Source organism: Desulfobacterium sp. N47 (genome assembly GCF_051233685.1).
Classification (GTDB): domain Bacteria; phylum Desulfobacterota; class Desulfobacteria; order Desulfobacterales; family RPRI01; genus RPRI01.
This window is the reverse complement of sequence record NZ_JBAMMY010000187.1, coordinates 1-20048: the sequence shown is the minus strand read 5'-3', so window position 1 is coordinate 20048 and position 20048 is coordinate 1. Positions and strand designations below refer to the sequence as shown.

The 20048-nt window shown below is 39.7% G+C and carries 21 protein-coding genes; 2 read left to right on the top strand and 19 right to left on the bottom strand.

The genetic code is table 11. The annotated features are described in order from the left end of the window. Window positions 1-11: 11 nt before the first annotated feature. The 14 genes from atpG to VXK47_RS12300 form a co-directional block, all read right to left on the bottom strand. The gene (gene atpG / locus VXK47_RS12365) at window positions 12-902 is read right to left on the bottom strand and encodes an ATP synthase F1 subunit gamma (protein ID WP_435549094.1); all 891 of its coding nucleotides are present in this window, start codon (window positions 900-902) and stop codon (window positions 12-14) included. Between the two features lie 58 nt (window positions 903-960). Then, a complete protein-coding gene (atpA, locus tag VXK47_RS12360) occupies window positions 961-2478 on the bottom strand; it encodes a F0F1 ATP synthase subunit alpha (RefSeq protein ID WP_435549093.1) in 1518 nt (505 codons plus the stop codon). Then, on the bottom strand, window positions 2478-3029 hold the full coding sequence (gene atpH, locus VXK47_RS12355) for an ATP synthase F1 subunit delta (protein ID WP_435549092.1): 552 nt from the start codon (window positions 3027-3029) through the stop codon (window positions 2478-2480). The genes atpA and atpH overlap by 1 nt, the downstream gene beginning before the upstream one ends. Further along, window positions 3029-3643 (bottom strand): F0F1 ATP synthase subunit B family protein, encoded by a 615-nt coding sequence (locus tag VXK47_RS12350; RefSeq protein ID WP_435549091.1) that lies wholly within the window; start codon window positions 3641-3643, stop codon window positions 3029-3031. The genes atpH and VXK47_RS12350 overlap by 1 nt, the downstream gene beginning before the upstream one ends. Continuing rightward, window positions 3643-4068 (bottom strand): ATP synthase F0 subunit B, encoded by a 426-nt coding sequence (locus VXK47_RS12345; protein ID WP_435549090.1) that lies wholly within the window; start codon window positions 4066-4068, stop codon window positions 3643-3645. The genes VXK47_RS12350 and VXK47_RS12345 overlap by 1 nt, the downstream gene beginning before the upstream one ends. Window positions 4069-4607: 539 nt before the next feature. Continuing rightward, window positions 4608-5711, bottom strand: a complete 1104-nt coding sequence (gene rodA / locus VXK47_RS12340) for a rod shape-determining protein RodA (RefSeq protein ID WP_435549089.1) — start codon at window positions 5709-5711, stop codon at window positions 4608-4610. A 189-nt stretch (window positions 5712-5900) separates the two neighbouring features. After that, on the bottom strand, window positions 5901-7784 hold the full coding sequence (mrdA, locus tag VXK47_RS12335) for a penicillin-binding protein 2 (protein ID WP_435549088.1): 1884 nt from the start codon (window positions 7782-7784) through the stop codon (window positions 5901-5903). Window positions 7785-8384: 600 nt separating this feature from the next. Then, a complete protein-coding gene (gene mreC / locus VXK47_RS12330; RefSeq protein WP_435549087.1) occupies window positions 8385-9194 on the bottom strand; it encodes a rod shape-determining protein MreC in 810 nt (269 codons plus the stop codon). Between the two features lie 4 nt (window positions 9195-9198). Next, a complete protein-coding gene (locus tag VXK47_RS12325; protein ID WP_435549086.1) occupies window positions 9199-10242 on the bottom strand; it encodes a rod shape-determining protein in 1044 nt (347 codons plus the stop codon). Window positions 10243-10628: 386 nt separating this feature from the next. Then, window positions 10629-11717, bottom strand: a complete 1089-nt coding sequence (locus tag VXK47_RS12320; protein ID WP_435549085.1) for a serine hydrolase domain-containing protein — start codon at window positions 11715-11717, stop codon at window positions 10629-10631. Window positions 11718-11724: 7 nt separating this feature from the next. Next, a complete protein-coding gene (locus VXK47_RS12315) occupies window positions 11725-12624 on the bottom strand; it encodes a S66 peptidase family protein (protein WP_435549084.1) in 900 nt (299 codons plus the stop codon). 234 nt (window positions 12625-12858) lie between these two features. Next, window positions 12859-13671: a protein phosphatase 2C domain-containing protein gene (locus VXK47_RS12310; RefSeq protein WP_435549083.1), complete on the bottom strand. Its 813-nt coding sequence runs from the start codon at window positions 13669-13671 to the stop codon at window positions 12859-12861. A 311-nt stretch (window positions 13672-13982) separates the two neighbouring features. Continuing rightward, window positions 13983-14990 (bottom strand): hypothetical protein, encoded by a 1008-nt coding sequence (locus VXK47_RS12305; protein WP_435549082.1) that lies wholly within the window; start codon window positions 14988-14990, stop codon window positions 13983-13985. A gap of 12 nt (window positions 14991-15002) precedes the next feature. Further along, window positions 15003-16079 (bottom strand): GNAT family N-acetyltransferase, encoded by a 1077-nt coding sequence (locus VXK47_RS12300; RefSeq protein ID WP_435549081.1) that lies wholly within the window; start codon window positions 16077-16079, stop codon window positions 15003-15005. 184 nt (window positions 16080-16263) lie between these two features. On the opposite strand from VXK47_RS12300, the gene VXK47_RS12295 reads away from it, so the two are divergent. Both VXK47_RS12295 and VXK47_RS12290 read left to right on the top strand, forming a co-directional pair. Further along, window positions 16264-16476: a hypothetical protein gene (locus tag VXK47_RS12295; RefSeq protein ID WP_435549080.1), complete on the top strand. Its 213-nt coding sequence runs from the start codon at window positions 16264-16266 to the stop codon at window positions 16474-16476. A 211-nt stretch (window positions 16477-16687) separates the two neighbouring features. After that, window positions 16688-17704, top strand: a complete 1017-nt coding sequence (locus tag VXK47_RS12290) for a DUF6765 family protein (RefSeq protein WP_435549079.1) — start codon at window positions 16688-16690, stop codon at window positions 17702-17704. Window positions 17705-17877: 173 nt separating this feature from the next. On the opposite strand, the gene VXK47_RS12285 is transcribed toward VXK47_RS12290, so the two are convergent. The 5 genes from VXK47_RS12285 to VXK47_RS12265 all read right to left on the bottom strand — a co-directional run bounded on the left by VXK47_RS12285 (window position 17878) and on the right by VXK47_RS12265 (window position 19750). Continuing rightward, window positions 17878-18357: a hypothetical protein gene (locus VXK47_RS12285; protein ID WP_435549078.1), complete on the bottom strand. Its 480-nt coding sequence runs from the start codon at window positions 18355-18357 to the stop codon at window positions 17878-17880. Continuing rightward, window positions 18357-18665: a helix-turn-helix transcriptional regulator gene (locus VXK47_RS12280; RefSeq protein WP_435549077.1), complete on the bottom strand. Its 309-nt coding sequence runs from the start codon at window positions 18663-18665 to the stop codon at window positions 18357-18359. The genes VXK47_RS12285 and VXK47_RS12280 overlap by 1 nt, the downstream gene beginning before the upstream one ends. A gap of 12 nt (window positions 18666-18677) precedes the next feature. Further along, window positions 18678-18956 carry a type II toxin-antitoxin system RelE/ParE family toxin gene (locus VXK47_RS12275; protein WP_435549076.1) on the bottom strand — a complete coding sequence of 93 codons (279 nt, stop codon included), beginning with the start codon at window positions 18954-18956 and terminating at the stop codon, window positions 18678-18680. Window positions 18957-19127: 171 nt separating this feature from the next. After that, the gene (locus VXK47_RS12270; protein ID WP_435549075.1) at window positions 19128-19499 is read right to left on the bottom strand and encodes a helix-turn-helix domain-containing protein; all 372 of its coding nucleotides are present in this window, start codon (window positions 19497-19499) and stop codon (window positions 19128-19130) included. Next, entirely contained in the window at window positions 19496-19750 is a 255-nt protein-coding gene (locus tag VXK47_RS12265) for a type II toxin-antitoxin system RelE family toxin (protein ID WP_435549074.1), read from the bottom strand. The genes VXK47_RS12270 and VXK47_RS12265 overlap by 4 nt, the downstream gene beginning before the upstream one ends. Window positions 19751-20048: the final 298 nt, after the last annotated feature.

Genomic DNA, 20048 nt, shown 5'->3' with positions numbered 1-20048 from the left:
ATATTCAGTTCTTACCCTTTAAGCGCTTCTGCTCCGCCTACAATATCCATGAGATCCGAGGTAATAGCAGACTGCCGGGCCTTATTGTAAGCCAGAGTAAGACTCTCAATAATGTCATTGCATGCCTTGGTTGCATTGTTCATTGCAGCCATTCTTGCAGCATGTTCACTTGTTGATGTTTCTAAAAGAGCGCTGTAGATCTGAACATAAACATTTTTTGGGAGCATTTCATTCAGCAGTTCAGCTGGAGACGGCTCACATATATGCTCAGGAAGATATTGTTTGGTTTCATCTTCGCTCTTTTCAATTTTTTCAAGAGGCGGTATCGGAAGAAGCTGTTTGATTACCGGTATCTGTCTGGCCGAACTTACAAATTCAGAATAGATTACATAGACTTCATCATATTCTCCGCTTAAAAACCCATCTATAAGTTTTTTCCCTGCATTGACAGAAATATTAAATCCAAATTTTCCTCCCACTACTCCGATGTATTCACTTTCGATTTCAAAATCACTTTTTCTTACCCAGTCTCTTCCTTTTTTACCATAATTCGTAAAAGAAACCTTTATATCTGAAGCAGCTTTTTCTTTAGCGAATGATTCTGCTTTTCCAATAAGGCTTGCGTTAAATCCACCGCAAAGGCCTCTGTCCGAAGTGCAAAGAACGATATTAATTTTTGAAATCTTTTCACGTATGGCAAGTAATGGAGCTGCCCCACTGCCACCGCGTTCGGAAATACTTCCCAAGACTTCTGCAAACTTGCTTGCATATGGCCTGAAACCGATCATACTGGTCTGAGCCCCTCTAAGTCTTGAAGCAGCAACCATATTCATAGCTTTTGTTATCTGCTTAGTCTTCTTTACCGCGCCTATTTTTGTTTTGACGTCTTTTAATGTTGCCATTCAAGTCAACCTTTATCTATCACATGATTCAGATTCGTTATAAAAAAACCTGATCGAATTATTTTATTGTATCCTTGAATTCTTCATCATAAGCCTTAAGAGCATCCGTCATAAGCTTGTCAAGATCATCACTTATGGCTTTTTTCTCAATAAGCTCTTTGAATATCTGAGGATATCTATCTGACATAAAAGAGAAAAGACCGGCCTCATATTTAGCGAGAACATTTATCGGATAATTATCAAGAAAACCTCTGGTTCCGGCATAAAGAATTGTTACCTGCTTTTCCATAGAAAGAGGCTTATATTGCGGCTGCTTCAAAATTTCAACAAGTCTTGCACCACGAGTAAGCTGTCTTTGTGTCGCTTTGTCAAGATCGCTTCCGAAAGCTGCAAAAGCTTCAAGCTCACGATACTGAGCAAGATCCAGTCTAAGGCTTCCGGCAACCTGCTTCATGGCTTTTACCTGAGCAGCTCCTCCAACTCTTGATACCGAAAGACCAACATTTATTGCCGGTCTGACACCTGCAAAGAATAGACTTGGTTCAAGATATATCTGACCATCAGTAATTGATATAACATTTGTCGGAATATAAGCTGAAACGTCACCTGCCTGAGTTTCAATAATAGGTAAGGCAGTAAGTGAACCTGCGCCAAGATCATCATTTAATTTACATGAACGTTCAAGCAGTCTGGAATGGTTATAAAAAATATCTCCGGGATAAGCTTCACGTCCGGGCGGACGTCTCAAAAGAAGTGAAACCTGACGATAAGCGGCAGCCTGCTTTGAAAGGTCGTCATAAATAATTAATGCATGTTGACCTTTATCACGGAAATATTCACCCATAGCACAACCAGCATAGGGTGCTACATACTGCAATGTTGCAGGATCGCTTGCGCAAGCTGCTACAACAGTCGTATATTCCATAGCGCCATGTTTTTCCAATACTGAAACAACCTGGGCAACTGTTGATTTTTTCTGGCCGCAAGCAACATAAATACAATAAACATTCTGCCCTTTCTGGCTCAGAATAGAATCTATCGCTACAGCAGTTTTTCCAATCTGGCGGTCGCCAATAATAAGTTCACGCTGACCACGACCAACCGGAGTCATAGCATCGATTGCTTTAAGACCGGTCAGCATTGACTCGTGAACACTTTTTCTGGCTATAACACCAGGTGCCACCATTTCAACTCTTCTGAACTCCTTGGCATCTATCGGGCCTTTACCGTCAATAGGTTCACCGACAGCAGACACAACGCGCCCCAGAACCGGTTCGCCAACCGGAACCTGAGCAATACGGCCTGTGCGTTTTACCACATCACCTTCTTTAATATGTGTTACTTCGCCCATAACGGCGATACCCACATTATCTTCTTCAAGGTTAAGCACAAGACCCAATATTCCCCCAGGGAATTCAACCAACTCTAAGGACATGGCTTTCTCAAGTCCGTAGACCCTGGCAATACCATCGCCAACTGACAAGACAACACCGGTTTCGCTCAACTCTACTTTCTTGTCATAATCAGCAATCTGACCTTTAATTATCTGACTTATTTCTTCAGCTCTTAATTCCATTATACACTCTCACCCCTTTTTAAAGATTCTCTCATGTTGAGCAATTGTGTTTTGATGCTACCATCCAAAACAAGATCACCTATTCTGGAAACCACACCACCAATAAGACCGGAATCTACCTTTATATCCAGAACAATATCCTTACCGGTCATTTTTGACAGAGTATTACGGATCTTTTCTACGGTTTCGGATTTTAGCTCTGTAGCCGAAACCAGACTGGCTCTTGCAACGTTTTTAAGTTCATCGGCCAGTTTCTGATAAAAATCGTTGATAGTAACAAGAAACCCTATTCGACCTTTATCAAATAACAGAAGAAGGAATGATCTCATTGCTTTCGAAAGTTTCATTTTTTCAATTATAATTTGTAAAACTTTTTTGCGTGCTGCGGCATCATATAGCGGGTTTGTGAGCGCCTGTTCAAGGCCTTTTTCTTTTACAATCATTCCGGTCAACTCATCCAGCTCACTTCTGTAAACCTCTGCATTCCCGTCCTCTTTGCCGATAAGAAGAAGTGCCTTAGCATAACGCCTTGATATAGCTAAATTTTTCACTATGCCACCACCTTCTCTAAATATTCACTTACAAGTATTTCCTGATCTTTTGCGTTAATATTATTTACTATTTTTTCTTCAGCTTTTTTCAGAGCGTTTATAATTACCTCTTCCTGAAGTTTAAGCCGTGCCTGCTTAAATTCATGCTCGATATTCCGGCGGGCTTGTTCCTCCAGTTTTAAAACTGAAGCGTTTGCAGCTTCAAGTATTCTTATTTTTGCCTCTTCACCCTGTTTTAAATATTCAGCAATTATTTTTTCAGATTCTTTATCAAGCTTGACAACTCTATCATTACATTGCGCCAAATTCTTTTCAACATCAGCTTTCTGTGTTTCCAGATCGCTTAACTGCTCTTTTATACTTTTAATGCGATCATTAAGAGCGTTCGCAGCCGGTTTTCTAAGAAGAAGAAAAAGTCCGATGGCCAATACAGCAAAATTCATAACCCGATATGTGTCGGTAGGTACCCATCCTACTGCATGTCCACTTCCATGTTCACCACCTTCTTCGCCTCCTGATGAGCAAAGACCGGCACTAACGGAAAAGAGCAAAAGAAAAGATATAAATACCACTAACAATATACATCTTTTATGTCTGACAAAAGATATTTTCATTAGACAGCCCTCCCCAGAATTTTTTGACAAACGGCATCCGCGCAAGAATCAACTTCATTCAGCAGTAATTTCCTGACATTTTCGGTATCGTTCACGATTTTACCACGCATCTGCGCAAGGTCGTCCTGGGCTTTTTTATTTATTTTATCAATCAGTTGTTTCTCTTCGTTTTGGGCTATGGATAATAAAGCTTCTTTTTCTTTCTGCCCTTTTAATCTTGCATTTTTAATTCCCAAAGCGTAGGAATCTTCTTTTTCCAGGATGTTTTTGTTTGTATTATCAATGCTCTGCTCAAGACCACTTATTTTTTCTTTTCTCTCTATAAGGATTCTTCGAATCGGCTTGTACAAAACGATATTCATCGCCCAGATAATGAAGAGGAAATTGATGATCTGTATTATAACAGATTTATCAACATTAATCATATTACAGCCTCCATAACAAACTTTATGATATAACCTTACCCTTGAAAACAACAATTGCTGCCATGAAATGCAACCTGAAACTTAGCGAACGTACCTTCAAGCTTAAATTCCAATACCCTATCTATCGGAATAAATAAGGGTACAAAATATTACATTTAAGCAGACGTTTACAATTTGTGTTTTCTAACGTTCTCAAAATTTATAAATTGTTTTCAAATTCTTACAGCTTTATGAAAAGCCATAAGTACAATTTGTGTCTATCTCCACCCTGCAACCTTCCTGTTGTGCAAGACGGTATATACGATTCAATGATATGAATCATAGCAGCGTAAGGAAATATTTACTTCATTTACTGCAATTCGCGCGCTTTGCTTATGAAGTGTATTGCTTTGCTATCCAAATCTCTCTTTTAACGAGATTGTTAAATCTGGCGCTCTATAACACCGGTATCAACAACTTGTCAAAGGTTTTTTATAAAATATTTTATATAATATAATTCAATCAACTTCAAATTATAAATCATTGCAATAAGAAATTCTTTAATTGAATAAAAATCTTCTCATGCTGATATTTAATAATATTCCTATACTTACAAGTATAACAATTATTGATGACCCGCCATAGCTTATAAAAGGCAAAGTTACGCCGACAACCGGCACCAAACCCATAGCCATACCCATATTGACAACTATATGGCACATAAACAATGCAGTTATTCCGAATGATAAAATAGCTCCAAAATTATTTCTGCTGCCATATGATATTTTTAAACACCGTGCAATAAACATAAAAAAAATAAACAGCAAAAATAAACAGCCGACAAATCCCCATTCCTCTGCAAAAACTGAAAAAATAAAATCGGTTTGCTGCTCAGGCAAAAAAGAGAGAGCACTTTGAGTTCCCTTAAGGAAGCCCTTGCCTGTTAACATACCTGAACCTATGGCAATTTTTGATTGAATGATATGATACCCCGCACCAAGAGGGTCATACTCCGGATTTAAGAAAGTAATGATCCTTTTTTTCTGATAATCTCTGAGGAAAAACCAAATTGTTGGAATAGCTAAGGCAACACTTGTTAAAATAAATATGAAAGCTTTCTTTTCAATTTTTACAAATAAAGACATGGATGCAGCTATTAAGATAATCAGCATAGCTGTACCCAGATCCGGCTGAAGCACTATTAAAGCAAAAGGAATTATACATAATACAGCCGGAGCCAATAATTCACTCAAAGTAAGTCCATTGGTGCTTGCTGCTTTTGAGTAATACCTGGCAAGGACAAAAATAACGGCAAGCTTGGCGAATTCAGATGGCTGAAAAGTTATCGGCCCCATTATAAGCCAACGCCGTGATCCTCCGGCGGATTTTCCTAAAACCAAAACCAATATAAGAAGCAAAATACAAAACCCGTATATGATAAAAGCCCATCTGTCTAAAACTCTATAATTGAACAGAAAAGAAATAATCATGAGCACAAAGCCGGCAGAATACCAGATGATTTGTTTTATAAAAAGCACATCCTGTGTGGTTGATTTCCCTGCGGTTACTGCACTGTACAGAGTCATAATCCCCACAAAAGAAAGAATCAAGGTAAGGCCAAGTAATTTCCAGTCAAAATTTTGAACAAGTCTGCGATCAATCATTTTATAGTAAATAATCCTGTGGTGTTGCGAATGTTATCTGTTTTCGTGCTTTTATATTATATATACAATAAACGATCAATGCTTTTTGTTTTAAATCAATTTTGATTGGTTCGTAAAAAGTCGTAAAAAAGTGTCTGCTATGGGAAAATATCACATCTATTGCTGCTTAAAACAATGTACATTTTTATATTAATCATAAACTTGCTTATATTTCACAGCTTCATCGGATGAAGTTTGGTCTTCTTCATTTATTGGATTCAAAAAAGTTTGAATAAGCTCTTTTGCGATCGGTGCAGCGGTGGTTGCACCGTGCTCGCCATGTTCAATGACTACAGCTACGGCAATTTTAGGATTAGCTGCCGGAGAATAACAAACAAATAATGCGTGAGATTTATGAAGATATGGGATTATTTTTTTATCATAGTTACTTTCATCTTTCTTTCTGCCAACAACCTGTGCGGTTCCTGTTTTGCCACACATTTCAATTCCGCCATCTATGCGGGATCGGTAGGCTGTGCCGTAATTTTTATTTACTACGTCACATAAACCTTCTCTGATAATATCTATGGTGCTTTGGCTCGCAGAAATCCGGCCAAGATTTTCAGGCTTGCTTTCCAAAATAACCTTCCCCTCAGGATTTATTATTTTTTTTACAACCAAAGGTTTGATCTTATTACCGCCGTTGGCGATTTCGGATATCAGCACCAGCAACTGAATGGGAGTAACCAGATTATAACCCTGCCCGATAACAGCCGAAAGACTCTCTCCGCTGCTCCAGGAATATCCGAATCTTTTTTTTTTCCACTTGGAGGAAGGGATCAACCCTGAACCTTCGTGCTCCAGATCGATACCTGTTGAAGAACCAAGTCCGCATGATTTTGCATACCTTTCGAGTTTGTCAATATCGAGCCTCTGTCCGATGTTATAAAAGAATACGTCGCAGGATTCCGCCAGCGCTTTTACAACGTTAACCCGGCCATGGCCTCCTTTTTTCCAGCACATATATTTTCGGTTTCCATGTGCTAAATAGCCGGGACAGTAAAATGTTGTATTTTTATCAATAATTTTTTCTTCCAAAGCCGCCAAAGCAGTTATAATCTTATATGTGGAAGCCGGAGGATAAGTTCCCATTATAGCTTTATTCTCTATTGGTCGTTGAGGGTGTGAAATGAGATTGTTCCACTCATCATGCGTCATGCCTGATACAAACAAATTAGGATCGAAAGAAGGGCTGCTGGCCATTGCCAGAATTTCACCGGAATAAGGTTCCATTGCAACAACGGCACCGGCTTTATTTTCCAGAAGCTCTTCCGCTTTTCTTTGAAGCCGCTCATCAATTGTAAGATATATATTGTCTCCGGCTTCAGCATCAGCAGTATTCAAAACCCTGATAACCTGACCCACAGCATTCACCTCTACCTGGCGCACCCCCCTCTTTCCTGTCAGATATTTTTCAAATGTTTTTTCAATTCCAAACTTACCTATATACTCACCCGGTTTATTTTCAGAATATTTTTCATTTTTGAGTTCGTTTGCACTTATCTCGCTTAAGTATCCAATAAGGTGTGCGGCCCTATTGCCCTGCATGTAAAATCTTTTAGGTTGAACATCCACCGAAATTCCCGGCAGATCATATTTATGAGCTTCTATGGCAGCAAGAATATCTCTTCCTATATCTTGTTTCAGTACAAACGGCTTGTAACAGGATATACCTTTTATGCCGCTGACCTGTTGCATTAAATCTTCAGCAGGCACATTTATATATTTGGAAAGCTTAGTAATGGTTAATTCGAGTGGCTTGGCGTTACTTAATACCACACTTAGATTAAAAGAAGGCCTGTTATCAACAAGCAAAACCCCGTTGCGATCTAAAAGCATTCCACGGGAATATTCTATATTTTGTGAACGTATACAATTGTTTTCGGAAAGTTGCCTGTAGTCGGTACCTTCAATAATCTGCAGATAGAATAAGCGTAGGAAAAGAAGAGCGAATGCAACGGTAACAAAATAAGTAACCACTGACAAACGATGCCTGAACCATTTGTTATCCGTACTTCTTAATAAATTGTCCATTGCCTGAAAACCAAATTATATTTCATTACAGCATAAAAAACATCATTACCATGTATGCCCGTTTTGCTCGATAGCCTGGAAGCTAAACAGCCTGGAACAGGAATTATAGGCTTTTTTGATAAGCATAATAAAAAAATACCCGGAGAAAAGTGCCCAGATAAATTGTGTCAATATTTTCCATAATATATTTTCGGAAAGGAGCAAATCGGAATTAAACATGATAAACGAACTTATGAAAACTAAATTTTCAAACAACACTCCTGCCGCAACAGCAAAAATTAAAAACAAACTGCTTCTTACGTTAAAGTATACCGAACTCCATCTGATACAAATATATATCCATATATATGAGGTAAGATATAAACCGAACGGGCCGTTGTACATATTATCCATCAATAGCCCTGCCAATAAAATTACAGGGATACTTTCACGAAAATTCCGGTAAAGGCCTAAAAATACAACAATTATCACGAAAAGATCGTAACATCCTCTAAATATCGGGAAATAGAGAACAAACGTTGTTTGAATGATTGCCAGCAAAATGCATAAGAAGGCGTAAAAAAGATACTTCATTATTTATTATAATATATAATTGCTGAGTTAATGATTTATTAAAATAAGAACTTCTTCCAGTTTTCTGAAATCAACATGTGGTGTTAATTTTATTTCCTGAAAAAGCCCGGAATTTTTCCTGTTAATATTTGAAATAAACCCGACAGGAAGTCCTTTGGGAAAAACACCATCAAGCCCTGAAGAAATTACAGAATCCCCTACTTCTATATCATGCCTTCTCATAACATATTTAAAGATACATTGATCCGAAGATGCGCCTTTGACAATACCCCGTGCCCTGTTTTTCTGTACAATCGCATCTACGGCACTGTCCTGATCTATTATCAGCAGTATCTTTGAATAACTGTCAGCAGTATCAATGACCTGCCCGACTATCCCTTCAGGAGTAATAACGGGCTGACCCGCTTTAACCCCGCTTGTTTTTCCCTTATCAATAACCAATGTCCGGTACCATAGGGAAGGGCCAACGGAAATCACTTCAGCAGCAATTGATTCATAAGGTATGCTTTGGCGAAAATCGAATAAGCTTTGCAGCCTGATATTGGAAAGGACTGCTTCGCGGTATTCATTGTTTTTTTGAATAAGATACCCCATTTTTTGTTTAAGCCTGTCGTTTTCCTCTTCCGTTGAAACAAGAAAAAAATAATGATTCCATGTGTTTTTTGTGAAATCAATTGTTCGTGTCAGAGCCTTCTGGAAAGGGGATACGATAATCAACGCAGTCCTGCCGAGAGAGGACGGGGGATAACGATGTTTGCTGGAGACTGAGAGCACAATGATATTGGCAGTCACAAGTATAATTACACAGACTACTATCATTGTTTTTTTTGAAAACATGAAATTACGATAATACGATCTTTTTTAGGATTTCAATGCTGTCTAATGCTTTTCCTGCACCCATGGCTACTGCCAATAATGGTTCCTCTGTAACCCGGATTGGAAGACTTGTTTCTTCTCTTAAAAGCTTATCAAGGTTTTTTAACAATGCTCCTCCTCCGGTTAAAATAATGCCTGTATCAACAATATCCGATGCCAGTTCAGGAGGAGTATGTTCCAGTGCAATCTTAACAGTATCAACAATTGCATCAATCTGCTCGGAAATTGCAAGTCTTATTTCTTCAGAATCAATAGATAATATCTTAGGAATTCCTGATGCAAGATCCCTGCCCTTGACTTCTATTGTTTCAATATTTTCAGTGTCAGGGTAAGCGTTGCCTATAGTTGTTTTTATCATTTCAGCCGATCTTTCTCCTATAAGCAGGTTATACTTTCTCTTTATGTATTGAATGATAGAACTATCCATCTTATCACCTGCCACTCTGACTGATCTGCTGTAAACAATACCGGCAAGAGAAATAACTGCAACTTCGGTTGTTCCTCCTCCGATATCAATAATCATGTTACAGATAGGTTCGGAAATAGGCAACCCGGCCCCAATAGCAGCTGCCATCGGCTCTTCGATTAAAAATACTTCACGTGCTCCCGCTGATTCGGCTGATTCCTTTACAGCACGTTTTTCAACCTGTGTGATCCCCGAAGGCACAGCAATAATTATCCTTGGCCTGACAAAGGTTCTTCTGTTATGAACTTTTTGAATAAAATGGCGCAGCATCGCCTCGGTAACTTCAAAATCAGCGATAACACCTTCACGTATGGGACGAACCGCAACTATATTGCCAGGTGTTCTTCCCAGCATATTTTTTGCCTCCATTCCAACAGCAAGAACACGGCTTTTAGTGTTATCGTCCTTGTTAACAGCAACTACGGAAGGTTCGTTCAGAACAATCCCTTTTCCCTTAACATAAATGAGTGTGTTTGCAGTGCCAAGATCAATGGCAAGATCGCTGGAAAAAGCGCCTAAAATTTTATCTATAAAAAGATTCATATTCCCTCAAGGATGTATTAATAAACTGTTGTTTTATTGTATTACTAACGGATAATTCTGTAACAAGTAAAATTTTGGCGGCTTTTTAAAATAATCATACAAACGCAAGGCACGCATATCTTTTGGAATGAAATGTGAATTTTACAAGTTCAAATGACCAGTTTGAGTGCAACACTCATACAGACGAAGAATACACATCAATCCAATCTGCACAGCTTGGGTATTTAAGTCATCAAAACATTTCCGATAAATATAATTATTGTGCACAGCTACCAGAAATCTTCTTTTATTACAAGGATAATTTATAAAATAATCGTTTCTTTTAATAAAGATAATGCACCCGCTTTATTAAACCCCGGGCTTTTGCCACAAAATCAACCAATAATTTATAACCTCATTTTTCCCAGATTTACCATTACGTTATCGTATAACACCGGCCTGAAATCTTTTATTTTTAAGTTATTGCGTGTAGTATGTATTCTATTTGTGAGCAATATTGCAATTACGTACCTTTCAAGATCCATCCAGAAAGAAGTACCGGTAAAACCAAGATGGCCAACCGTGTTGTACGAAAAATATTTTCCACTGCTTGAGCCTGTTAAAGAAGGCGTATCAAAACCCAAAACCCGGTCAGCTTCTTTTTGCCGGCTTAAAAAAATTTTAATAAGTTCTCCGTCGATAATTGAGTTTTCAGATAATCCATGAAATGAAAAAAGCAGTTGTGATAATAATTGATTAACATCACTTGCAGTACCGAAAAGACCGGCATGACCTTCTATCCCGCCCATTACATAAGCATTTTCATCATGCACAACACCATCTATAAGAATATTACGCCAGGAACAAAATTCCGTGGCTGCATAAATTCCGTTTTTTTTCTTTCTATACTCCGATTCAAGATCAATATAAAAAAGATTATCAAGACCAAGCGGTTGATATATGTTCTCATCCATAAAATGATCCAGCCGATACCCCGAAATCTCTTCAATAACCCATCTTAAGATCATAAAGCCGATATCACTGTATAAAGTCTTTTCTCCGGGTTTGTATATCAGCGGCTCTTTAACGAGCATATTTTTTAATGCACTCTGCCTTTCATTTTTCATAATATCGGACAAAATAAAATAATATGGACGATAATCAGGTAATCCCGAATTATGCAGAAGAAGATTTTTTATGTTAATATCTGCCTTACCGGTATTTTTAAACTGAGGAAGAATCTTCCTAAGTTTATCTTTTAGTTCAAGTTTTCCTTTCTCAATAAGTTTGATAACGGCAAGCGTTGTGGAAAGCGGTTTTGTCAGAGAAGCGAGATCGAAAACTGTATGTTTTGTCATCTTTTTAAGCGATAATTTGTTTGCATAACCGTATGCTTCAAAAAATACAACTTCACCCTTTACCGAAACGATAAGTACCGCTCCCGGGAAAACATTTTCAGAAAGGGCGCCTATCATGGCATTGTTTATTTCTTCCATACAGCCGTTATTGCCACTTAATAGAAAGCATTTTGCTGTCTGTATCAAGATCAGCTTTTAGCCCAAAAGGGATAGTAATATTTTCCTTTCCATGACCGGCTTCCAATCCGGCAAGAACAGGGATATCATATTCTTTAAACAGATCCTGTATCAGTTTATAAATTTCTTTTACCTGACCGCACTCTGTAAATGAGCCCAATGCCAAACCCGCCAAACCTTTAAAATATCCTGCAAGTTTCATGTGAGTAAGCATTCTGTCTATTCTGTACAGAGCTTCACCCCTGTCTTCTATTACAAGAATACAGTCTTTAAAATACGGCAGATAGGGTGTTCCTGTGAGATGGCAAAGAGTCGATAAGTTTCCTCCAAGCAAAGTACCCGATACTCTGCCGGGATTTAACACGACGGCCCTTTTCGGTTTGATCTTAATATCAGATTGTGAAGTTAAAACCGATAACATAGCATGTATTGTTTTTTTTGGGGCATCTGCAAGTGTTGTAAGCATTGGGCCATGAAAGGAAATAAGGCCGCATTTTTTATAAATCGCAGACAAAAGAGCGCTTATATCACTATATCCTATTAAGATTTTAGGATTTTTAGAAATAGTTTTGTAATCAAGCAAAGGCAGCAGTTTCATTGAGCCGAATCCGCCTCTTGCGAAAAAAACAGCCTTTATCTTTTTTTCGGAAAAAAGGTTATTAATAATTGCGGCCCGCTGGTAATCTTCTCCAGCCAAATATCCTTTTACATTATATATTTCTTCGGGGATATAGATATTAAACCCCATGGATTCAAGAACGGAAACACCTTTATTAAACCTGTTTCTGTCAAAAGGACTTGCAGGTGCGGCTATTCCGATCGTATCACCGGGTTTAAGCATGGACGGCATTAATAATTTTTTTTCCATAGTTTTTAAGTATGCAGTTGAGCTGCTTTCCCTTCTAAAGTTGCCTGAAGAAATTTCGCGTATTATTGCATAAGAAGTTCCGCCATTCAAGCGTAAAAAGGATGCAGTAACTATCGGTGAACGCGGTGGAATAGATTAGCGCGGAATTTTCCCTGATTATATGGCTTTGCGGCGACATGCCTATGGTGGTATTTCGTCATTATTGTGTTGGGGGGTGTTCCCGGAAGAATTAAATTATATATCAGGCCGGATGCAAATAGCTGCAATGTCGTCATGGCACTTGAATCTGGGATATTTTATACACCTGGGATCATTTTTTTCTATCTCCCGGATGTGCTCCTTCAAACCTTTCAAACCGAGGCTAAGAAAGCGTTCGACAAGAATATCGAAGTTTTTCTCCTTTTCAGGTGTTTCCACAGGTATGTTCAATCCGTCTGTGAAGACAAGAACCTCCTTTACATCCTCTAAGGATTCGACACCGGACTTTAAAAAGGTTTCGGCCTCTTTCTCACCATTAAGTACCCCATAGGATATGTTCATACCATATCTTGTTTTGCGGATTTGATCTGCCAGTGCTTCATGAATTAAAATAGTGCTGCTTTCAGACATACTTTTCCAGATAGAAAGGGTTTCGAAATCATGATCGTCCCGCTGGGTGAGAATCCTGTATGAATTGTCCCTGTATATCAGAATAATAAAAGAGTCTCCTGTCTGAATCCATTCGAGCCCTTTCTTTCTTAATCTGACCACAGCGGCGCTCGTGCTCCACAAACTTTCCCTTGCTGAAAGATTTACACCGTGGGATATCATCTCATCATTAATGGCCTTGTTTGCAGCCTTGGCTAACTCTATAAGGGGATAGTGATTCTTAGAGAAAACGGAACAGGCAGTCGAGGATGCAATCATTCCTCCGGTTTTTTTGCTGCCAAAAAATGCTTTATCCAGGCTTGCGGCACCATCAAATACACCAAAAAGATTCTTTTCCATAACAAGTGTGTCTTCATTGATCCGGCCGGAACCTTTTGCAAGTATATGTTCTGTTTCCATTAGTAACTGGCTCTTTCCTCTTATTTAAATTAATACCACACCATTTTGGTGTTGTAATATTTTGTTTAAATATAAGTTAGATACATAAGATGTCAAAGTGATAGTCTCAATAAATTTTAGGTCAGGTATTGATATTTTCGATTAAATTGGAAATATGTTCCGATATCATACTCTTTGAACCGGTTTGAGCAGTATTTTCCCGATTCCTTTATGCGGGGTGAGCTTTAAGATGGTCGATTCTAAGCTTTTGTGAATATATACCGCCTCTGCACCAAAAATATTCAGATCCACAGACGGTGGCTTTATAATATTTAAAAAAAAGAACAGCCCGCAAGGTTTTGTGGCAGTTTCTCCATCCAGGTCAAATCGATTGAATATTCTCCATTCCGGTTAGAAATTATCGAGAAGAGTTTATGAAGAAATTGGGTAAAGCAGGATTGCATATCCCGGGAGAGTAGAATCCTGTGTGTTTTTGCCCCTTTTTGAATAAAGTCCACCCAGTTATTTATGACAGAAAGATTCTTTTCGGGATTTTGATGAAGAATATTAGCCCAGTGAAGGGTAAGGAGCGGCCTGTCAAAGGCAAAGACAGGATCACGCCCTATTTCATTCCAGGAAGGTTCGGGCTTACCTCTGTCCAGCAGCAGCACACCGCTCTCCCATGTAATTTTGGGATGCAGGGGCTTTGAAAATTGCCTGGCTTTATCGAAGCGGGTTGTTACATATCTGATTCCGTATTCACTCAAAAGTTTCTGAAACCCTTGTTCGCCATTACCAAAACTGTGTTTCAGAGCAGGTGGAATAAAGGCAACCGGAAACTGAGTGAGATGGTACTGTTCCATGAGCTTAAAGAAAAATTCCAAGTGCTTTTTTATTTCGCTTTTACTTCTCATGCGGCATTCCTGGTCATGAAACTCGGCTCGATGCATTTTGCCGTTTATCCGGAATTCATGGCCGATGCCGTGAAGGGCTATTTCAATATGGTCGGACTCGTTTCTTATAATCCCGGCGGCTCTTTCCTTGTGTTCGCATCTGGTTCCGGTATTGTCCCAGTCTTTACCCATCCATGTGGAAGATGGCAATTGCTTTAAAAGATTGGTTTTATCCCATTCACAAAGCACAAATCCCGCAAGAATTTTCATGTTAAGCATTTTGCCAAGGGCTGCCAGAGCAATATAGTCTTCAGGCAAATGATCCCTTCCCATACCGCTTCTGTACGGCTGATTAAAGGATGATCCGTCCTTTCCGGACCACCACCCCACATCGTCAACTACGACATGCAACGGCATGGGAATGGTGAGATAAATATCAGTTTCCATAATTTCCTTTTTTCACAGGGAAATATTTCTGCGAACCAGAGGTCCAAGCGAATTGGCAGCAACAAGTGGAAGCCTGTTCCAATGTCTTATATGCAGCGACTCCGGCTTTACTTTATTCTGTTTTCCATCTAAATACCAGTTATACCAGTATAGCTGTTTTTCTTCCGGGTCCCATTGTTTCTTGAATAGATATGTGGAGGCGCCAAAAGAGGATCTGCCCATGTCGAAACGATCCAGCCCCAGATTGCAGGCAAATCGTATCATTTTCCAGTATAGAAACATATTGGTATTAAGGTGCCTGAATTCCCTAAGCGATGATGCCCAGGGATTACTTATTTCGCTTTTGAACCTGAACATGAATCCTGCTGCAACGGGTTGTGATTGATAAGTTACTACACATATAAATGCATCGCGGTAAAAATACTTAAAAATTGAATGAAATAATTTTTTTGAATGCACCGGAGAACCCAGATCCCGCATGTTTTTGCTAAAAACTGTATAAAAAGGATCCATCAGCTCCTGTTTCCCGATCCGCGATTCCAAACCGTTTTTCATTCCTTTTTTTATCTGGCTTCTTAGCTTTGATTTAAACTTCTGCATCATCTCTTCATGAGTCTGGCCCAGCTTGACTTTCAAAGAAACTTTAATGGATGATACGTTTGAGCGAAGATTCTTTTGACACAAAAGTTCTGAAAAAGCAGAGGGCACAGCCTGGCGTATTTCAAGGCCTGAGGCACCCTTGTTTTCTATAAGCTCAATGGCTTTTGCAAAAAGCACTGATTCGACGGCATGATTTTTTGCAAGGATGCCTGTCTGGTCAAAAAACGGGATGGAGATAAATTTGGGTTTTCTGGTCAACGCGTTGAACCGAAATAATGGAAAAATTCCGCAGATGGCTTCTTCCTTTTGGGAGCCTGCACTCTGCCGGATCACAGCCGCCAAATAAAATGGCTTGTGATGGTACACCTCCCCGATAACCCGACTCCAATTAAAAAGATGACAATAGTGGGCATCTGCATGGGTTTGAACATAATCATCCCAGGCGTCTGCCCTGTCTGGTTTTAATACGGTTGTTTTTATTATTGACATGACTTTCTTCTTACAGGTATTCTGACTTCAATGCTTTAATAATACTAACCATACCTGTAACCATACCTGATAACAGAGAATACCACAAGTTATCGGTTTAAAAAGCCTGATGATAACGCCCAGTGTATCCGCTATGCAATCGGAGCACCAGACAGGCCCACCCTAAACGTCAGAGGTAAGCATCATGATGAAAAAATATTTATTTATATTGTTCATATCATTTCTGTTAATTGGCGGATGTTCCGGCAAAGAAGATCAAACCGGTAAAGAACGTTCCGATAAAGAACATATTCTTTCAGATCAGGTAAGGGCACTGGAAAAGGCAAAAGGAGTTGAACAGGTGCTTCAAAAAAGTACTGATAAACGTATCACGGATATAGAAGAACAAAACAAATAGATAAAAATTATATTTGAGGTAGTTATGAAAACAATCAGACTTCAGGACCTTGAAAGGCTCAGGGTTTCCATGGAAGGAGCCCTTCATAATAAATAATCTGTGCCGTTCCGAAGGAGTATGAATAGGAAGCAGGAATCTTAAATATTAGCTGTTTTAGTTTTATAAAAAGGCTATCTTCCATCTTTTATGAATAAACAAAGGGGGATTAATCATGGATACCGAATTTCATTATTACATCACAGGGATAATTGCAAAAGCAGCAGGCTTTAGCCAGGATGAAGCAAAGACCATCGCAACGGCTGCCGAATATGTGGATGAAAACGATGTGTGCCTTAAGATCAGTGACCCAAAGGGGGGTGACGACTACGAAAACTATATTTCCCAGACAATGAATATTTTACAGCCCAAACGAAAACTATTGAGGATATATCCTGTCTTTCATTTTGTGCCTGGTGATCCTATGGATGAGAAAGCTGCACGCAGAGACGGCAAGATGCATTTACTGAACACCACACCAAACAACAAGATTGCAAACAATTTAATAGATGAGGCTTTTAATGCCTCAGATGATACGCGGCTTTATCGTATAGGGATAGCAACGCATGCTTATTCGGATACCTGGGCACATCAGAATTTTGTGGGCTGGTATGATATTTTCAATAACATAAGCCTTGATATAAAACCTGATGTCGGTCACGCAAATGCCGAACATCACCCGGATTGGCCCGCTCACCGATGGGAAGACGTTCGGCTTGCAGATGATCAGGTGCATAACACGGAGCGTTTCCTTGAAGCTGCTGAATATATTTATATGAAGTACCGCGCGTATAATTTGAAAAGAAACTGCATTGTTAGCGAGGATTGGAGCCAACTTCGCATTCAGCTGATAGAAGCGATCGGGTCTTCATTTTCCGGTCCTCGCAATTACTACCGTGAAGACCGTATCAGGCGGTATAATGATCTTGCTCCATGGTTAGGTGATTTCGATGAATCCGAATGGTTTAAAGAGGCAATAGATATTAGAGTAAAGGGATTTAAAGATTCCCAGGAAGGCCTGCTCTCTATGTTTACGATGTTTAAGGACGATCTCTGCTGGAAACAGGATGCAGATAAGGAGAAGACACACTGGTTCCGTTTTCAGGAAGCAGTAAAGGAACATCAGGGAAAAGCCATGCCGCATCTTGATGAAATATTTAAGAAAATGGGTGTGAATCTTCATGCCTTATAGGAAATGACAGACAAGTATTTCGATCTTCAATAAGAATCACCTCCTCAAAAAGAGTTGGTGATCCTAAGCGGTTATTCATATCCGGAATATTAAACTGAAGTTCCCTTTTAGAAAAGAAATATTTATCCTATAATTTAAATTTGTTATTTAAAAATCAGATGCGCTTGTTCTGCCTACGCATTTATCGACTGGAGCAAGTCGAAGGCCTTTTGTTGTTTCGAATTGGCCTTTGTAATTACCGTGAAAGTTGGCGCATTGTCATCCGCCCCCGGACACCGGCAAGTTGCTCGGACAATCGCGCCAAGGTGACCCAGAAGGCTTCGAAAAGAGTGAACCCGTGAACCATCCTCAAGGTTTTTAGTGTGAACTTTTTGCATTGCTGAAACGGATCGTTTTGCGGGTGCAACCGGATCGCGAAAGGCTTTTTCTTGCTGTTTTTCATCGGCATAGATCAGGGGACGCCAGGCTTCCATCATGTGCCATTGGACACAATAAGCAAGCATGCATAAAAAGATGTGAGAGCGAACCCGATCTTCGAGTCGATGATGAATGGGGCGAACCATAAGATCTACCGTTTTGAAGGATCGAAACGCGCGCTCGACCTGACTGAGCTGTTTATAGTCGCGCACCGCGGCTGTTTGCGTCGGCTGCATTAGCCTTGTTGTGCCAAAGACTCAGACCAAGGCTTGATGCTTTTTAGCATGGGGCCAATTGTACGCTCTGCAATTTCGGTATCATAGGCAGCTTGAGCACGCAGCCAATAACCGTTGGACAAACCAAAGAATCGACACAACCTCAAATCGGTATCTGCCGTTATCGAACGCTTACCAGCAACAATTTCACCGATTCGTTGTGCAGGAACGCTAATTTCCTTTGCCAGACGATACTGGCTGAGCCCCATAGGTTTTAAAAATTCTTCTAACAGGATTTCGCCTGGTGTAATGGGTTCGAACTTTTTCATAATAGACCCTCCTCAGTGGTAATCAATAATTTCCACATTTTCTGCACCTCCATCCGCCCAACGAAAGCAGACTCGCCACTGATCGTTGATTCGAATGCCGTATTGACCTGAACGATCACACTTAAGTGCCTCAAGATGATTGCCGGGTGGCACTCTCAAATCATCAAGCCGGTTAGCGATTTCAAGCTGTCTAAGTTTTCGCCGTGCCACCTTTGCAATGTTTAGGAATTGCGTGACATGATGGCCTTGTGATAGCGCCTCAGTATATTGACATTTGAATGATCTGATCATGTTTTATATAATAATGTATTACGTGATTAACGTCAAGCGTGATTGTTATAGGGTATAACGTTTGGGTAACTTGCCGCGCCAATGACCTTTCCGCGCAGCGCCGCCGAGCTTCCCGCGGTCAGGTTGACCCTATGTTGTGCAATTTTTTAGTATAATTTAAATCAGCTTCTTTTATATTAACACTTCAATCTCAACCCTTAATTCCCTGGCAATCGCTTTTAAGGTGTCAATTGTTGGGTTTCGTTTACCGTTTTCTATTTGCGAGAGATAGGCAGAGCTAATGCCAACTTTCTTTGCCAATTCATTCATTTTGATCATTTTGTGTTCTCTCCATGCCCTTATGGGATTTATTCCATCAAGGATGGCAAAAGTAATCTCTCCAGGAATTGTGATCTCTTTCCCTTCCTGTATAGCTTTTAAATTTTTTTCTATATCATTTATGTCTTCAGCGTCTTCCAAGGCTTCATTAAGTTTTTGATATTCGTCATAGGGAATTACTGCCCATTCTGGTTTTCCGTTTTTTTCTATAATTTGAACATTCATTTATATATCTCCCCTCTGGTTTTCACGTTGATGACATGGATTAAAAATTCGTTGTCATTTATCGTATACACGATCCTCCAATCACCCACGCGTAGTCTGTAACCAGGATGTTTTGTTAATTTTTTCACATTACGCATCTCATAGGGATTGTTTGCCAATTCTTTTATTTTATTGGCTATACTTTGAGAAACATTGCGCGGCATTCTACGAAGAGCCTTGTCCGCATCTTTGCTGAAAGTTATTTTATACATATCGACATGCTAACAGAAAGCAATAAAGAAAACAAGATGAAAGTTAGCTGATAGTTATTTCTTGGACACACAACGCCCACGGCGTAAGCCGCGTGGCGAAGCCACGTCGGTCTTGACGCCGTTGTGTACGCCCGGCACGGGCGTGAACTTATGGGGTGAAAGTCCCCTATGTATGAATCCTGTTAATGGTTAATTTCATTAGCATAAACATTAGCCGAAGGCAAGGGCGGAATCGTGAGGTTCTGTCTGAAGGCGAAGCGAAGCGGAAGGTAAGCCGAAGGCGAAAGCGACTGAAAGG

What these genes read in the sequence shown, in the direction of transcription:
- atpA (WP_435549093.1), bottom strand. Translation starts at nt 2,478, where the DNA reads ATGGAATTAAGAGCTGAAGAAATAAGTCAGATAATTAAAGGTCAGATT.
- VXK47_RS12295 (WP_435549080.1), top strand. Translation starts at nt 16,264, where the DNA reads ATGATGAAAAAATATTTATTTATATTGTTCATATCATTTCTGTTAATT.
- VXK47_RS12325 (WP_435549086.1), bottom strand. Translation starts at nt 10,242, where the DNA reads ATGAATCTTTTTATAGATAAAATTTTAGGCGCTTTTTCCAGCGATCTT.
- atpG (WP_435549094.1), bottom strand. Translation starts at nt 902, where the DNA reads ATGGCAACATTAAAAGACGTCAAAACAAAAATAGGCGCGGTAAAGAAG.
- rodA (WP_435549089.1), bottom strand. Translation starts at nt 5,711, where the DNA reads ATGATTGATCGCAGACTTGTTCAAAATTTTGACTGGAAATTACTTGGC.
- VXK47_RS12315 (WP_435549084.1), bottom strand. Translation starts at nt 12,624, where the DNA reads ATGGAAAAAAAATTATTAATGCCGTCCATGCTTAAACCCGGTGATACG.
- VXK47_RS12285 (WP_435549078.1), bottom strand. Translation starts at nt 18,357, where the DNA reads ATGCAGCCGACGCAAACAGCCGCGGTGCGCGACTATAAACAGCTCAGT.
- VXK47_RS12345 (WP_435549090.1), bottom strand. Translation starts at nt 4,068, where the DNA reads ATGATTAATGTTGATAAATCTGTTATAATACAGATCATCAATTTCCTC.
- VXK47_RS12265 (WP_435549074.1), bottom strand. Translation starts at nt 19,750, where the DNA reads ATGTATAAAATAACTTTCAGCAAAGATGCGGACAAGGCTCTTCGTAGA.
- mreC (WP_435549087.1), bottom strand. Translation starts at nt 9,194, where the DNA reads ATGTTTTCAAAAAAAACAATGATAGTAGTCTGTGTAATTATACTTGTG.
- VXK47_RS12350 (WP_435549091.1), bottom strand. Translation starts at nt 3,643, where the DNA reads ATGAAAATATCTTTTGTCAGACATAAAAGATGTATATTGTTAGTGGTA.
- VXK47_RS12275 (WP_435549076.1), bottom strand. Translation starts at nt 18,956, where the DNA reads ATGATCAGATCATTCAAATGTCAATATACTGAGGCGCTATCACAAGGC.
- mrdA (WP_435549088.1), bottom strand. Translation starts at nt 7,784, where the DNA reads ATGGACAATTTATTAAGAAGTACGGATAACAAATGGTTCAGGCATCGT.
- VXK47_RS12310 (WP_435549083.1), bottom strand. Translation starts at nt 13,671, where the DNA reads ATGGAAACAGAACATATACTTGCAAAAGGTTCCGGCCGGATCAATGAA.
- VXK47_RS12290 (WP_435549079.1), top strand. Translation starts at nt 16,688, where the DNA reads ATGGATACCGAATTTCATTATTACATCACAGGGATAATTGCAAAAGCA.
- VXK47_RS12300 (WP_435549081.1), bottom strand. Translation starts at nt 16,079, where the DNA reads ATGTCAATAATAAAAACAACCGTATTAAAACCAGACAGGGCAGACGCC.
- VXK47_RS12270 (WP_435549075.1), bottom strand. Translation starts at nt 19,499, where the DNA reads ATGAATGTTCAAATTATAGAAAAAAACGGAAAACCAGAATGGGCAGTA.
- VXK47_RS12320 (WP_435549085.1), bottom strand. Translation starts at nt 11,717, where the DNA reads ATGGAAGAAATAAACAATGCCATGATAGGCGCCCTTTCTGAAAATGTT.
- VXK47_RS12280 (WP_435549077.1), bottom strand. Translation starts at nt 18,665, where the DNA reads ATGAAAAAGTTCGAACCCATTACACCAGGCGAAATCCTGTTAGAAGAA.
- VXK47_RS12305 (WP_435549082.1), bottom strand. Translation starts at nt 14,990, where the DNA reads ATGGAAACTGATATTTATCTCACCATTCCCATGCCGTTGCATGTCGTA.